20 protein-coding genes are annotated in these 12,359 nt (G+C 47.6%); all 20 read left to right on the forward strand.

What is annotated here, in order from left to right; genetic code table 11:
* The first annotated feature begins 8 nt into the window (after positions 1–8).
* The 20 genes from NX722_RS28555 to NX722_RS28650 all read left to right on the forward strand — a co-directional run bounded on the left by NX722_RS28555 (position 9) and on the right by NX722_RS28650 (position 12,132).
* Positions 9–413, forward strand: coding sequence for a hypothetical protein (locus NX722_RS28555; RefSeq protein ID WP_262566140.1), 405 nt, complete (start codon positions 9–11; stop codon positions 411–413).
* Positions 414–670: 257 nt separating this feature from the next.
* Positions 671–961, forward strand: a complete 291-nt coding sequence (locus NX722_RS28560) for a hypothetical protein (RefSeq protein ID WP_262566139.1) — start codon at positions 671–673, stop codon at positions 959–961.
* Entirely contained in the window at positions 958–1,167 is a 210-nt protein-coding gene (locus tag NX722_RS28565) for a hypothetical protein (protein ID WP_262566138.1), read from the forward strand. Before NX722_RS28560 ends, NX722_RS28565 begins: the two co-directional genes overlap by 4 nt.
* A gap of 2 nt (positions 1,168–1,169) precedes the next feature.
* Positions 1,170–2,087 carry a recombinase RecT gene (locus tag NX722_RS28570; protein ID WP_262566137.1) on the forward strand — a complete coding sequence of 306 codons (918 nt, stop codon included), beginning with the start codon at positions 1,170–1,172 and terminating at the stop codon, positions 2,085–2,087.
* Positions 2,087–3,760 carry a YqaJ viral recombinase family protein gene (locus NX722_RS28575; RefSeq protein WP_262566136.1) on the forward strand — a complete coding sequence of 558 codons (1,674 nt, stop codon included), beginning with the start codon at positions 2,087–2,089 and terminating at the stop codon, positions 3,758–3,760. The genes NX722_RS28570 and NX722_RS28575 overlap by 1 nt, the downstream gene beginning before the upstream one ends.
* A gap of 127 nt (positions 3,761–3,887) precedes the next feature.
* Positions 3,888–4,391, forward strand: coding sequence for a single-stranded DNA-binding protein (gene ssb, locus NX722_RS28580; RefSeq protein ID WP_322740961.1), 504 nt, complete (start codon positions 3,888–3,890; stop codon positions 4,389–4,391).
* 65 nt (positions 4,392–4,456) lie between these two features.
* On the forward strand, positions 4,457–4,582 hold the full coding sequence (locus NX722_RS28585; RefSeq protein WP_265442401.1) for a hypothetical protein: 126 nt from the start codon (positions 4,457–4,459) through the stop codon (positions 4,580–4,582).
* A 5-nt stretch (positions 4,583–4,587) separates the two neighbouring features.
* A complete protein-coding gene (locus tag NX722_RS28590; protein ID WP_262566134.1) occupies positions 4,588–4,965 on the forward strand; it encodes a hypothetical protein in 378 nt (125 codons plus the stop codon).
* 251 nt (positions 4,966–5,216) lie between these two features.
* The gene (locus tag NX722_RS28595; RefSeq protein WP_262566133.1) at positions 5,217–5,423 is read left to right on the forward strand and encodes a hypothetical protein; all 207 of its coding nucleotides are present in this window, start codon (positions 5,217–5,219) and stop codon (positions 5,421–5,423) included.
* Between the two features lie 85 nt (positions 5,424–5,508).
* A complete protein-coding gene (locus NX722_RS28600) occupies positions 5,509–5,784 on the forward strand; it encodes a hypothetical protein (RefSeq protein WP_262566132.1) in 276 nt (91 codons plus the stop codon).
* Positions 5,785–5,861: 77 nt separating this feature from the next.
* A complete protein-coding gene (locus tag NX722_RS28605) occupies positions 5,862–6,125 on the forward strand; it encodes a hypothetical protein (protein ID WP_262566131.1) in 264 nt (87 codons plus the stop codon).
* 113 nt (positions 6,126–6,238) lie between these two features.
* On the forward strand, positions 6,239–6,481 hold the full coding sequence (locus NX722_RS28610; protein WP_262566130.1) for a hypothetical protein: 243 nt from the start codon (positions 6,239–6,241) through the stop codon (positions 6,479–6,481).
* Positions 6,482–6,598: 117 nt separating this feature from the next.
* Positions 6,599–6,898 carry a hypothetical protein gene (locus NX722_RS28615; protein ID WP_262566129.1) on the forward strand — a complete coding sequence of 100 codons (300 nt, stop codon included), beginning with the start codon at positions 6,599–6,601 and terminating at the stop codon, positions 6,896–6,898.
* 179 nt (positions 6,899–7,077) lie between these two features.
* Positions 7,078–8,451: a DNA cytosine methyltransferase gene (locus NX722_RS28620; RefSeq protein WP_262566128.1), complete on the forward strand. Its 1,374-nt coding sequence runs from the start codon at positions 7,078–7,080 to the stop codon at positions 8,449–8,451.
* 1 nt (position 8,452) lies between these two features.
* Positions 8,453–8,770 carry an adenine nucleotide alpha hydrolase family protein gene (locus NX722_RS28625; protein WP_262566127.1) on the forward strand — a complete coding sequence of 106 codons (318 nt, stop codon included), beginning with the start codon at positions 8,453–8,455 and terminating at the stop codon, positions 8,768–8,770.
* Between the two features lie 106 nt (positions 8,771–8,876).
* Positions 8,877–9,686 carry an adenine nucleotide alpha hydrolase family protein gene (locus tag NX722_RS28630; protein WP_262566126.1) on the forward strand — a complete coding sequence of 270 codons (810 nt, stop codon included), beginning with the start codon at positions 8,877–8,879 and terminating at the stop codon, positions 9,684–9,686.
* Positions 9,687–9,764: 78 nt separating this feature from the next.
* Positions 9,765–10,529: a phage antirepressor KilAC domain-containing protein gene (locus NX722_RS28635; RefSeq protein WP_262566125.1), complete on the forward strand. Its 765-nt coding sequence runs from the start codon at positions 9,765–9,767 to the stop codon at positions 10,527–10,529.
* Between the two features lie 57 nt (positions 10,530–10,586).
* A complete protein-coding gene (locus NX722_RS28640; protein ID WP_262566124.1) occupies positions 10,587–10,889 on the forward strand; it encodes a Rha family transcriptional regulator in 303 nt (100 codons plus the stop codon).
* 16 nt (positions 10,890–10,905) lie between these two features.
* Positions 10,906–11,112 carry a hypothetical protein gene (locus NX722_RS28645; RefSeq protein ID WP_262566123.1) on the forward strand — a complete coding sequence of 69 codons (207 nt, stop codon included), beginning with the start codon at positions 10,906–10,908 and terminating at the stop codon, positions 11,110–11,112.
* Positions 11,113–11,115: 3 nt separating this feature from the next.
* A complete protein-coding gene (locus tag NX722_RS28650; RefSeq protein ID WP_262566122.1) occupies positions 11,116–12,132 on the forward strand; it encodes a site-specific integrase in 1,017 nt (338 codons plus the stop codon).
* The last annotated feature ends 227 nt before the right edge of the window (positions 12,133–12,359 follow it).

The raw sequence follows: 12,359 nt of genomic DNA on the forward strand, positions 1-12,359 counted from the left end.
AAATAAAAATGATAAAAACCTCCCTACTTCTCATGCTGTCTACACTAGCAATGACCTCTATTGCCTCCGACGAACAGGAGTCTGAGATATATAACGAGATAGCAAGCAGTAAAAATGGACGTTATGTGTTTTCGCAAATATCTGAAATGCGAAGAGATCAATACATGCTAGATACCAAAACTGGCCGAATATGGGTCATAACGGTAAATAAAGATGAGGATCTCTTCCTTATGCCGATACCTTTTAGTGATGGGAGAGGTCTTAGTACTCAGCTGCCAGTCCCGTTAGAATATCTGCTCGAATTAGAAACCACGCATCGCGACATTAGAGATCAAGCATTATATGAACAGGTAATGTCTGAACTTGATATACCTGACCAAGCTAAAACTAACAGAGCAACTCCGCCGAAATAACTCTTACGAAAAGAGTCTCCATTCAAGCCCGTCATATTTAGCCGATTATGCAGTTCGGCCTACAAGCACCTAAACAAATACCTTCAATAATCATGCTTTCAACCGGGAGTTGATACTTTTGTACTTCCATTGATTTAGCTACATTTTACCAATACACATAAATACACCTTTTATAAACCTTTTGTGTTGACACAATAAACAAATAGGACTAACTTATAGATCAGAGCAAACAAAAAGACAAAATAGGAACAAAAACAATGAACGGAACCCCCTACTGCCACGTTTCGGCACAAATAGACCAGCACGCCCACGATGAGGGCTTGCGTGAAATCAGAGAGCTTCAGATTGAAAGCCTGAGTGAAGAGGTTTACGACAACGGCAAGAAAACTCTGGATACCTCCCGCGTACATATCGCCCCACGTTTCCACCACCTGCAAGTCAATGACGACGTTCTGAACACCTTGCGCCTTCTGTGGGACGACCCAGACCTGACCCTGAATAAGGCCATTGACCTGATCGTCAGGGAAAAGCTGGAGCCGCAACAATGAACGCATCAGACATCATCCTGAAAAGTCGTCTGGACAGTGCCAGACACAACGTTAAAACCCTGATGGATAAAGTCAGCAATGCTTGTGAAAAAGTCGATCAGGCGACCATAGAGTTCTATCACTATCAGGAAAAGCTGGAAGAAGCCCGGGCAGCAGAAAAAGCACTGGCGGATGAGTACAACAAAAACTGGCTGGAGGGGATGTGATTATGGGTAATTATCAAAACAACACCGCACGCCAGCCCCTGCAAATTGAAGGCACTATAGAGGCCATGCAATCAAAATTCACGCAGATTGCCGCCGCTGAAAATCTGGTGAAGTGGGCAGAAGAAAGCCAGTTCGCCATTGAGGTGCTTTATAAAAACCCATTTTTGCAGAAGTGCGACCCGGTCAGCATTCAGAACGCCATTATCAATGTTGCGTCTGTTGGCCTGACGCTGAACCCTGCTTACGGGCTGGCTTATCTGGTGCCTGAATACAACAAAGCGGCATCCCGTACTGAGTGCCAGTTGAGAATCAGCTTCAAAGGCTTGATGAAAGTGGCTGTCGATAGTGGCGCAATAGCTTTCGTGAAGGCTGAAATAGTCTGCGAGTCTGACCATTTTGAATACCTGGGACCTTGCGAAAAGCCCGTACACCGAATGAACCCCTTTGCTGATCGTGGTCAGACGACGGGTGTTTATTGCATAGCAAAAACCGCAGCTGGTGACTACCTGACCGACGTAATGAGCAAGGCTGAGATTGATTACATCAAGAGCAAAGCCAAGACAAAGGCGGTCTGGGAAAGCTGGTATGGCGAAATGGCTAAAAAGGCCATCATCAAAAGAGCTTCCAAGCAATGGCCTTCTGCGGGTCAGTCCGAACGGTTTGCTGAAGCGGTCAACGTCGTTAATCAGCAAGAAGGTAATGAGCTTGAAGGTCAGTTTAAGGTCGTTCAGCAGGAAGTAACAGAGCCTTTAAGTGTTCAGTATTACCCCGGTGAAAACTTCCTCAGCAACTTCCCGAAATGGCAGCAAGCTATCCAGAGCGGAAAAACCAGCCCGGAAGCCCTGATTGCCAAGATCGAAACCAGGGGCGTGCTGACTGACCAGCAAAAACAACAGATCAATGCAGTAGGGAGAGCGTAATGAAATACATTAACGTACAACAGGGTTCACAGGAATGGCTCGACCTGAGAGCCAACCACTTTACCGCCAGCGAAGCTCCAGCCATGATGGGCGCTTCCAAATACACCAGTCGGGATGAACTGCTAAAGCAGAAAGCCACCGGGCAGACCAAAGAAGTCACCCTGCAAATGCAGGCACTGTTCGACCGGGGTCACGCCGCCGAAGAAGCAGCCCGTCCACTGGTGGAAGCCATGATTGGTGAAGAGTTGTATCCGGCCACTGCCGTTGGTGATCATAACCTGCTGGCATCTTACGACGGCATTACCGTTGATGACTTTATTGTGTTTGAGCACAAGCTCTGGAATGAAAAGCTGGCGGTTCAGGTTCGTAACAATGACCTGGAGCCTCACTACTACTGGCAGCTTGAACAGCAGTTACTAATCAGCGGTGCAGAGAAGGCGATTTTTGTCACCTCCAATGGTACACAGGAACAATTCGAATCCATGGAATACCTGCCTGTTCCTGAGCGACAGCAGGCGCTTATTAAAGGCTGGGAACAATTCGCCATTGACCTTGGCAACTTCCATCAGGAACAGCAGCCTGAAGTTATTCAACCTGTCGGTAAGGAACTGATGGAACTGCCCGCCCTGAGTATTCAACTGGTCGGTGAGGTGAAAAACTCTAACCTGCCCGCTTTCAAATCTCAGGCTCTGTCGTTTATCCAGTCCATCAATACCGACCTGCAAACCGATCAGGACTTTGCCGACGCGGAACAGACCGTCAAGTTCTGCACCAAGGCTGAAAAGGAACTGGATATCGTTAAGAAGCAGGCGCTGGCACAGACCGCCGACATTGACGAACTGTTCCGCACCGTGGATCACCTGAAGGAAGAAATGCGCAGCAAGCGACTGGAGCTGAACAAGCTGGTCAAGGCTCGCAAGGATGCTATCAAGCTGGAAGTCATTGCCGACGCACAAAGCAAGCTGAATGAACACATCACCCAGCTCAACCTCAGGCTTCCTGTTTCCATTCCTGCCGTTGTCGCTGATTTTCAGGGCGCCATCAAAGGCAGAAGCGCAATCAAGAAAATCCGTGAAGCCGTCAATGACACTTTAGCCCAGGCTAAGATCGAGGCCACCGGCTACCGGGAAAAGATCGAAACCAACCTGACCTTCTTTGAAGACACTGCCAGAGACTACGATTTCCTGTTTGCGGATATTCAGGACGTACTGGTCATGGAATACGACCATATGAAGCTGGTTGTTGAATCCAGAATCAATGAGCACAAGGCCGCCGAAGAAAAACGCCTTGAAGCAGAACGGGAACGGATTCGCCTGGAAGAAGAACGGAAGGCAAAAGAAGCGCTTCAGAAAAAAGCCGATGCTGAGTTTGCCCGGCGCATGGAAGAAGAGCTTGCGGTTCCGGAAGTTGCAGAAGATCACTCGCTGATTTGCGGCAGTGAATTTCCAAGCGATGAGCCACTTGCGGCTTTACCGGAAGCAAAAACGACAAAGGCCGTTGACTTCAATGACTCTGAATTAAAGGCGGCAGTAGCCAGCCGTGATGACCGGGAAGCCCTTGAATACTTCTTTGGTGATGAAGAGCTTCACGAACTGCAATACAGCGATGATGAAGCTGAATACGAACTGGAAGTCATCGTTCGCCGGGTTCGGATTAAACAAAAAGCAGCTTGAAGGTTTGCTGTGCAGGCTGGTCACCTGATCCCCAAACGACCACGGATTAACACGCGCCCCCTGGGTGTTCCTGAGCATGAACTGAAAAGGCTCGGTTTAAACAACGATAAGGAAAGGAGATTTCATCATGGCAAGAGGCGTAAACAAAGTCATCCTGATCGGCAACCTGGGCGGCGACCCTGATGTACGGTTTACGCCGAACGGTTCCGCCGTGGCAAACCTGAACGTCGCCACTTCTGAAAGCTGGACAGACAAGAACAGCGGTCAGAAGCAGGAGCGTGTTGAATGGCACCGTGCTGTGGTATTCGGCAAGCTGGCAGAGATTGCCCAGCAGTACCTGAAGAAGGGAAGCAAGGTTTACCTGGAAGGCAAACTGCAAACCAGAAAATGGCAGGACAAGAACACCGGGCAGGATCGCTACACCACAGAAGTCATCGTTGACGGTTTCTCTGGTCAGCTGCATATGCTGGACAGTCGGCAGGATGACCAGAACCAAAGCAATCAACAAGGTGGCTATCAGCAACCCCAACAGGTAGGCTACCAACAGCAACCGGCAGGGCAGCAGCCAGCCCACACACAACAGCAGGGGCAGCCCTACCAGCAGCAACCACAAAACTATCGGGGTGGGTAATGACCTGCGCATTCAGTGCCAAAAAAGCAAAGACCCCGAAGTATCAGCCAAAAGGCAGCATGTGTATGAATTGCCGGCGCCTGAAGCAGGATTGTTCAGACCTGAGCTTTTCAACCATGCCGGTGATTGAGAAGCACCGGGATGGACTGGTGGTTAAGTGTGTGCGGTTTGAATCAGGAGACAAGGAATAAAAGCCATGTACGAAAAAAAAGACTATCAAATCTGGCGCAGTACTGCCGGTTATGAGTTTAGAGCCCTTTGTGTTGATCAGGATGGTGAGCCAGTGCTTGATGTTCACGAAGATACCCCTGATGACGAGATATGGAATATATTATTTTGGATTAGACATGCTTATGAGAATGGGGTTAGAGCTGGCAAGGAAGACAATACATGGATAGATGCTGATAAAGAATTGCCAGAAGATGACGTTCCAGTGCTGGTTTATTTCGGTGATGACATTGATGTTGAAATTGATTATTGCAAGACCGGAGAGCATTACGGAACGACTTGGTTTGCTAATGATCCAGATCGGGCAATTACAAAGTGGAAGCCATTTAATAAACCAGGCAATTAAACCGGAAGAGAAAGTGACACCAATAAGAATGGCGATGATTCAGGTTTCAAGGCTGCGTGAAAAATCCAGCAAGCCAGAGATTTATAAGTTGTCTGCTATATGGTGGAGACTTCAATCAATGGAATCGAAAGATCCCGAAACTTGCTTGAAGTTCTCCCGACAACAGTACGCACTTTATTTAGATATGAAAGCCAGACCGGAGCATTACCAGGAAAGGCTAAGAAACCGAACAGACTACCAGTGGAGTCAGTATGAAAGACTTTTTTAAAACCCCACTTGCCTCAATGGTTGCTTTCTTCCTGATCGGTTGTCTGATGATGTCTGGAATGAAAGCTGTCGAGTGGCTGATACCAGCCCCAGAGAAAACTGTAAATTTACTGGTTTGTGTTGCTGATGCTGATGGAGCTATCGGCCACTGCAAACCTTTCACTGACTACGTGGCTGATTCAGGCAGCTAACCCCTTTATCAACGGTGTGCCGAAGGCGCATCCGTTGGATAAAATTGTTATGTGGCAATAGGCACGAACTAGAAGGATAAAGAAAATGGCAGAACTGGTTTTAACAGAAAAAGAAAAGGCCGACCCGACGTATTTAGATTGGAGCGATGAAGCACTGGGCAAACTGGTAAAGAGAACCGCCATCAAAATGCAAGATGAGTTTGGTCAAGATGCCGCACATATTACATGCGGCGCTCACCTGCTTATCAGTTTGGCTGAAAAAAGTAACTCGGCAGAAACTACTTTGACCTTTAAGGGTGTTTCTCATGCCGGAGAACCCAAAGGGGACTGGAAGATTGTAATAACTCGCACAGACACATAACCCCGTTTTCAGGGGCGCAGCGTAGCGGAGTCCCTTGGAAAACTTTGTTATCTGGCGGTAAACGAGGAACTCGCAACATGGAAATTAGGACACTACCAGCTATACAAAATATCAATGGAGAGCTGGAACCAATAAGAGTTGGTAAGTGGTACACAGCAAGTTACGGATACGAAGTAGTGACAGGTTACTGTGTTGATGTTTTACCCACTGGCTGCATATTGAAATTCAGATGGGGAGATATATTCAGGAGTCGTTACTACATCGACTATTCACTTATAAAAGGTGAATGTAACGACCCAAGGGTTATCGCAAAAGCACTTAGGCTGATTGGAGCCAGATAACGCCTGGTTCAGTGGCAGCCGTAGGCTGTCCATTGGAAGCATTTGTTATGTGGCTGGTTCCAACTTGGAACATACCACGAACAATTTCTATTTTGGAAAGAGTTGGATTAAGCATGAAAAAATATATGTTTGAGGTCTGGCTAACAATAGGTCTATTCGGTGTCGCTATCACTGATTATGACGATCCAGACGGTGCGCTCGAAGGGAACCTGAACGCCATTGGTATAGAGAACTGGATAGAGAACTGGATAAAACCTCAAACTGAAAACGGATTAGAGGTTGGTAACTGGCATTTGAAAGGCACGATTGATGCCACAGACTTCAGTTATACCATTGATTACGCTATGCCTGATTAAGCCACATAACGCAGAGTTGAGTGGCGTGCCGTAGGCACGTCCATTCGAACGACTTGTTATCTGCCGATTGGCACGATCTCAACGACACTGGTGTCGTTAACATACAGGACTTGAAACATGGATATATCAGAACTGCTTGCACCAGCGTTAAGGCAATACAGGCACAACTCAGAAGATGGTTTTGTGTGTGGCTATGACCAGAAAGAAATAAGAAAAATCGTGAGCAAATTGAAAAGCGATTTGGATGAAGCTGATCGTAGAGCCGGTGCAGCCGAAAGAGAGAAAGTTCGATTAAAGGAATCGGCACAGGCTAGACGTGACTGGCTACGCAGGGCAAAAGAAGAAGCTGGATACCATGATTCAGTTTCATTCGATACTGTCTGGGACGAAACACTGAAATTAGCCAAAGGCAGATAACCCTTAGTAGGTCAACTGGCTCTGGATAATGCCAATTCACGGGATTATCCATACCAGTCCGCCTAATACTCAAAAAACAATTGGTTTCGAGAATTATACGGACGCATCCGGTTTTTCTCATTAACAACAGTACTAAATAAAAAAATCGGCTAATTAAGCTGACGGGGAGCTTTTGCGCCATGGAAAAGGAAAACAAAAAATATCGAATCAATCCTCAAATGGGGCTTAATTTCTCGGGGGAGCTGATCGTTGATAATTTCGCTGGTGGCGGTGGGGCAAGTACCGGTATTGAAATGGCTCTGGGCAGACCGGTTGATATAGCCATCAACCACGACCCGGAAGCTATCGCAATGCACACAATTAATCACCCGCACACAAAACATTACTGTGAATCCGTGTGGAAGGTTGACCCAGTAAAAGCCTGCAATGGTCGTCCCGTGGGTTTAGCCTGGTTCTCACCTGACTGCACTCACCACAGCAAAGCCCGTGGCGGCAAACCAAAAAGCAAGAAGATTCGGGGGTTAGCCTGGGTAGCGGTTCGCTGGGCCAAACGAGTTAAACCCAGAGTCATTATCCTGGAAAACGTGGAAGAGTTTCAGGACTGGGGACCACTGCTTGAAAACAACCAACCCTGCCCGATCCGCAAGGGCGAAACGTTCAAAGAGTTCGTGCAGAAGCTAAACAGTCTCGGCTACAAAGTTGAGTGGAAAGAACTGAGAGCCTGTGACTACGGCGCTCCGACTATCAGAAAAAGACTGTTCCTGATTGCTCGCTGCGATGGTCAGCCTATTGTCTGGCCTGTTGCGACTCATGGCCCGGGTACTCACCAGCCATACAGGTCAGCGGCTGAATGTATCGACTGGAGTATTCCCAGTCAAAGTATCTTTGAAAGAGCCAGGCCACTGGCAGATAACACTCTGCGCAGAATCGCCAAGGGTATACAGAAGTTTGTCGTTAATGATCCAAAGCCGTTCATTGTTCCTATTGCGCATTATAACGGTCGTGACCTGGTACATGATATTGAACAACCGATCAGAACAATCACAGCTTCACCAAAGGGCGGAGCCTTCTCTCTGGTGACGGCCTTCATCGCCAAACACTACACAGGCGTGACCGGCTCATCAATAAAAGAGTCTCTGCACACCATAACCACTGCTGATCATAACGCACTGGTGACAGCCCAACTGGAAAAGAGAAACAACCACTCTGAGAAAGTTCACGCTTTTCTGGTGAAGTACTACGGATCAGGCGATAACGCTGTCTCACTGCGAGAGCCTATCCACACCATTACAACCAGAGAACGTTTCGGTCTGGTGACTGTGAAAGGTGAGCTGTACCAGATTGTTGATATCGCTATGCGGATGCTTTCTCCCCGGGAACTCTATAACGCTAATGGTTTTACGGTGGATTACATCATTGATCGTGATGCCAGTGGCAAAAGGCTCTCAAAAAAGAGTCAGGTAGCTCGATGCGGAAATGCCGTACCGCCACAGTTTTCAGAGGCTCTGGTAAAAGCCAATGTTCTTGCTATTGAAACATCCGAGGTGGCCTGAAATGGAAACACACAATCAACAGGCTTCAATTTTCGACGGATTTTCAAAGCGCCTGCAAATGACCGAATCCATCGAAATGACCATTCAAAGCATGAACGCTTATGGCCCGGATCATGACCACTGGGTTACAACCTGGTCCGGCGGAAAAGACTCAACGGCGCTAGTAACGCTTCTGGTCTATCTGATGGAAACCGGAAAAATCCCAACTCCAAAACGATTTACCGTCCTGCTTGCCGATACACGCATGGAACTACCCCCTCTGGCCATTGCCGCCAATCAAATCAGTGAAGAGCTGGAAGAAAGAAATATAGAGTTTTAGCGAGTAATGGCAGACCTTGATAACCGCTTCATGGTTTATATGCTGGGTCGCGGAGTTCCTCCACCGAATAACGGAACCCTACGCTGGTGTACTCCCAGAATAAAAAATGAAGCCAATGGAAGAAGCCCTTAACCATCTGGCAAATGAGAGTGGGAAAATCCTGACCATTACAGGTGTTCGTCAGGGAGAGTCAGCCATCAGGGACAGCCGCATCATCATGAGCTGCGGCAAGGATGGGGCTGAATGTGGTCAGGGCTGGTTTCAGGAAGCGCTACCTAATGCAAAAGGGCTTAGAAACCGAATTAGCACACTGGCTCCCCTGCTGCACTGGCGAGTCTGTCACATCTGGGAATGGCTGAAGCACTGGGCTCCTTCCTATGAGTTCGGTGACTGGTCAACCGCTGCAATCGCTGATGCCTACGGAGGTGATGAAGCTGAAGAAGTAAATGCCAGAACAGGCTGCATTGGTTGCCCTTTAGCGCAGGAAGACAAGGCGCTGGCAACCGTCATTCAGCAACCGCACTGGGCATACCTCAAACCTTTAACCGGACTAAAGCCATTATACGAACAACTCAGGCTGCCCGGTAACCGGCTTCGCCAGCCTGCCGGTAAAACCAACAAAGACGGCTCCCTTGCAGCAGGCCAGCAAAGAATGGGGCCATTAACCATGGATGCCCGCTTATGGGCTCTTGATGAAGTCTGTCGCATTCAGGATCAGGTTAATGATCAGGCTATGCGAACCGGCAGACCGGTTATTGATCTGCTGAACGATGAAGAGAAGCGGAGGATTCTCCAACTCATTAACGCGGACACCTGGCCCCAGGACTGGAGCGGCACCGAACCACTGGCCAGTGAACCGCATCACAAGATGTTTGATGACGGTGCAACTTTGGAAGACTTGTTTGTGGGGCATTGATGCTATGGAAAACGATCTGGAAGACCTGACCGCAACCGCCCAACTCTACAGCCAAAATAACTAAAAGGGAGAGAAACCATGTCTAATCTAACCACCTTTAACAACCCACTGTTCGGAAGCCTGCGCACCGTAACCGGGGAAGATGGTGAAATTTGGTTTGTTGCAAAAGATGTCACTGACTCGCTCGGATTCAGGGATGCCTACAACGGAACCAAGCACTTAGACAGTGACGAAAAGGGTACTACTACTATGAGTACCCTTGGTGGAGATCAAAAAGTAAGCATTATCAATGAATCTGGACTCTATTCTTGCGTATTGAAGTCACGCAAGCCGGAGGCTGCAAAATTCAAGAAATGGATTACTTCAGAAGTCCTGCCCTCCATTCGCAAAACCGGAAGCTACGGCATCAGTGAAATCGACTGGAGCGATACCCGTCAACTGGCAGGCATTATCCATCAGTCCGTTACAAGGGTCGTAAAACTACAGGAGGTCATCGAACACCAGACCGCCCAGATTGAGCAACAATCCAGCAAGATAGAAAAGGATCAGCCCAAGGTTCACTTCTACGAGCAATACGCCAACCGTGAAGGGCTTTTCACCCTGCAAAACGCCGGTCGCCTGCTGACAGGCAAGCCCAACAAGTTCATTCAGGGCTTGAAAGGTGAATACCTCTTCTATCAGGGAACCGCCCTGGTGGCCAAGGTTCGCTATACCGAGCAGAACATTTTTGAAGTAAAGGCCACCATTGTTGACGACAAGGCAAGAATGCAGACCTACGTGACACCAAAGGGTATTCAGTACTTTGCTAAAAAGCTGGGTGTTGAGCTGGAAGAAGCCTGTTAAGAAATTGGATGTTCTGGCTTGTCAGGGTGTACAGCCAGTTGATTATTGAGGTGAGTGATGAACGATCTGGTATTTATCAAAGGCAATAAGCTCAGGACAAATTCACTGCTGCTTGCAAAGCATTTCGGCATTGAACATGCCAGCGTAGTGCAGAGTATTGAAAAAGGGGCTGAAGATGGCCGGATTCAGGGAAACGACATTGAGTTGACCTGTCTTTTTGATCAGGGCAAAAGGCAAACTGCCATCGAGCTTTCAGAGCGAGCCTTGATTCTAGTCGCCGCACAGCTTGCAATACATAGACCCCAGCGTATTTATCTGTCCGTTATTGATCAAATCATGAAAGCCCGGACACGCCTTTAAGAGAGTAGGTGATGCTATGGAAAGTAATAAAAACAACCAGCAGCTTATTAAAGAAGCACAGCTTAAAGACTGGACTGGTTTCAAGCAGCAAAAGCCACTGATCGACTTCCTTATCGAAAATAATATCCCTTTCGCCAGAGGTAAGGGCGGCGAAATAATTACCACTATCAACCAGATAGACACTACCCTGAGTGGCAAAAAGAAAGAAGAATGGGATTGGTAATAAATGGGCAGAAAAAGAAGTAGCAGTCTCCCACCCGATGTATTCAAGCAAGGTAAGAGGTACGTTCACTGGCCTTATCTTGGCTGCATAAACGGCAAGCCTTCAAGAGGTGAGCAGACTGTACTCTGTAGTGATAAAGAGCCTTTGCACAGGGTCTGGTTCGAATACAAAAAATTCATTGAAGGTAATGAAAGAACTATCGAATGGATGCTTAAGGCTTATCTTGATTCACCTGAATTCAAAGAACTTGCCGTCAAGACTCAGGAAATGAGGCTGATCTACTTCCATAAAATTTGCACCAAAAAAGGCAAAAAAGGGAACGCCTTTGGAAAGTGTCCTTTGGAAAGAGTCTCGCCACCCCTGATTAAGAAATACCTGCTGACCGTTGACGGAAATGCCACCAGAAACAAACACAAGGGGTTTATGGCCGCTGCATGGAAGTGGGCTGTCGGAGAATTTGAAAACATTCCACCCAACCCATTTGACCAATTAAAAATCAGCTTCAAGGAAGATTCACGTCAGGATGTTTATGTCACTGATGACACATACGAAAAAGTATTTGCTCATATACGGCCTGCCTACCAGGCTGCTATGGAACTGGCGTACCTTTGCCGCGCCAGAGAAGCTGAAGTGTTAGAGCTGAAAGATGACGACCTGCTTGAAGAAGGCATATTACTCCGCAGAGATAAAGGTTCAATAACCGAGCTGACCAAATGGTCTCCCCGGTTGAGGGAAGCTATAGAGTTAGCCAAAAGCGCCTGCCGGGCAACAGGATCAACACGCTTAATCCATGATCCAGACGGAGCCTCGATAGCTCCACAGACGTTTTCAAACCGGTTCAGAAAGACTATGACCCGACTGGTCAATAAAGGCGTAATCACGCCAGAAGAAAAATTCACGTTCCACGATCTAAAGGCAAAAGGCGTTAGCGACCATACCGAAAATTACTCCGGACACAAGACGCTTAGCTCCAAGAAAGTGTACCTTCGTACAGCCGTAAAAATAGACAGTACCCGTTAACCGGGTTCTACGACGCAAGTCTGACAAATGGCATTTTTTGTAATTTTTTTTGTAATTTTTTTGCCTCAAAAACAAAAAAAAGACCCAAATCAAACGACGTGGGTCTTTTTGTACGGATTGCCTAAATCAGCGCAAGCCCTTGATATTACTGGAACATGGCACTGATGGATTCTGCATTGCTGATTCTGCGCACAGACTCAGCCAGCAGCGGGGACATATCCAGCTGG

This window comes from Endozoicomonas gorgoniicola (genome assembly GCF_025562715.2).
GTDB lineage: Bacteria > Pseudomonadota > Gammaproteobacteria > Pseudomonadales > Endozoicomonadaceae > Endozoicomonas_A > Endozoicomonas_A gorgoniicola.

What these genes read in the sequence shown, in the direction of transcription:
- NX722_RS28635 (WP_262566125.1), top strand. Translation starts at nt 9,765, where the DNA reads ATGTCTAATCTAACCACCTTTAACAACCCACTGTTCGGAAGCCTGCGC.
- NX722_RS28650 (WP_262566122.1), top strand. Translation starts at nt 11,116, where the DNA reads ATGGGCAGAAAAAGAAGTAGCAGTCTCCCACCCGATGTATTCAAGCAA.
- NX722_RS28570 (WP_262566137.1), top strand. Translation starts at nt 1,170, where the DNA reads ATGGGTAATTATCAAAACAACACCGCACGCCAGCCCCTGCAAATTGAA.
- NX722_RS28620 (WP_262566128.1), top strand. Translation starts at nt 7,078, where the DNA reads ATGGAAAAGGAAAACAAAAAATATCGAATCAATCCTCAAATGGGGCTT.
- NX722_RS28565 (WP_262566138.1), top strand. Translation starts at nt 958, where the DNA reads ATGAACGCATCAGACATCATCCTGAAAAGTCGTCTGGACAGTGCCAGA.
- NX722_RS28575 (WP_262566136.1), top strand. Translation starts at nt 2,087, where the DNA reads ATGAAATACATTAACGTACAACAGGGTTCACAGGAATGGCTCGACCTG.
- NX722_RS28610 (WP_262566130.1), top strand. Translation starts at nt 6,239, where the DNA reads ATGAAAAAATATATGTTTGAGGTCTGGCTAACAATAGGTCTATTCGGT.
- NX722_RS28595 (WP_262566133.1), top strand. Translation starts at nt 5,217, where the DNA reads ATGAAAGACTTTTTTAAAACCCCACTTGCCTCAATGGTTGCTTTCTTC.
- NX722_RS28640 (WP_262566124.1), top strand. Translation starts at nt 10,587, where the DNA reads ATGAACGATCTGGTATTTATCAAAGGCAATAAGCTCAGGACAAATTCA.
- NX722_RS28605 (WP_262566131.1), top strand. Translation starts at nt 5,862, where the DNA reads ATGGAAATTAGGACACTACCAGCTATACAAAATATCAATGGAGAGCTG.
- NX722_RS28590 (WP_262566134.1), top strand. Translation starts at nt 4,588, where the DNA reads ATGTACGAAAAAAAAGACTATCAAATCTGGCGCAGTACTGCCGGTTAT.
- NX722_RS28645 (WP_262566123.1), top strand. Translation starts at nt 10,906, where the DNA reads ATGGAAAGTAATAAAAACAACCAGCAGCTTATTAAAGAAGCACAGCTT.
- NX722_RS28630 (WP_262566126.1), top strand. Translation starts at nt 8,877, where the DNA reads ATGAAGCCAATGGAAGAAGCCCTTAACCATCTGGCAAATGAGAGTGGG.
- NX722_RS28615 (WP_262566129.1), top strand. Translation starts at nt 6,599, where the DNA reads ATGGATATATCAGAACTGCTTGCACCAGCGTTAAGGCAATACAGGCAC.
- NX722_RS28560 (WP_262566139.1), top strand. Translation starts at nt 671, where the DNA reads ATGAACGGAACCCCCTACTGCCACGTTTCGGCACAAATAGACCAGCAC.
- ssb (WP_322740961.1), top strand. Translation starts at nt 3,888, where the DNA reads ATGGCAAGAGGCGTAAACAAAGTCATCCTGATCGGCAACCTGGGCGGC.
- NX722_RS28625 (WP_262566127.1), top strand. Translation starts at nt 8,453, where the DNA reads ATGGAAACACACAATCAACAGGCTTCAATTTTCGACGGATTTTCAAAG.
- NX722_RS28555 (WP_262566140.1), top strand. Translation starts at nt 9, where the DNA reads ATGATAAAAACCTCCCTACTTCTCATGCTGTCTACACTAGCAATGACC.
- NX722_RS28585 (WP_265442401.1), top strand. Translation starts at nt 4,457, where the DNA reads ATGAATTGCCGGCGCCTGAAGCAGGATTGTTCAGACCTGAGCTTTTCA.
- NX722_RS28600 (WP_262566132.1), top strand. Translation starts at nt 5,509, where the DNA reads ATGGCAGAACTGGTTTTAACAGAAAAAGAAAAGGCCGACCCGACGTAT.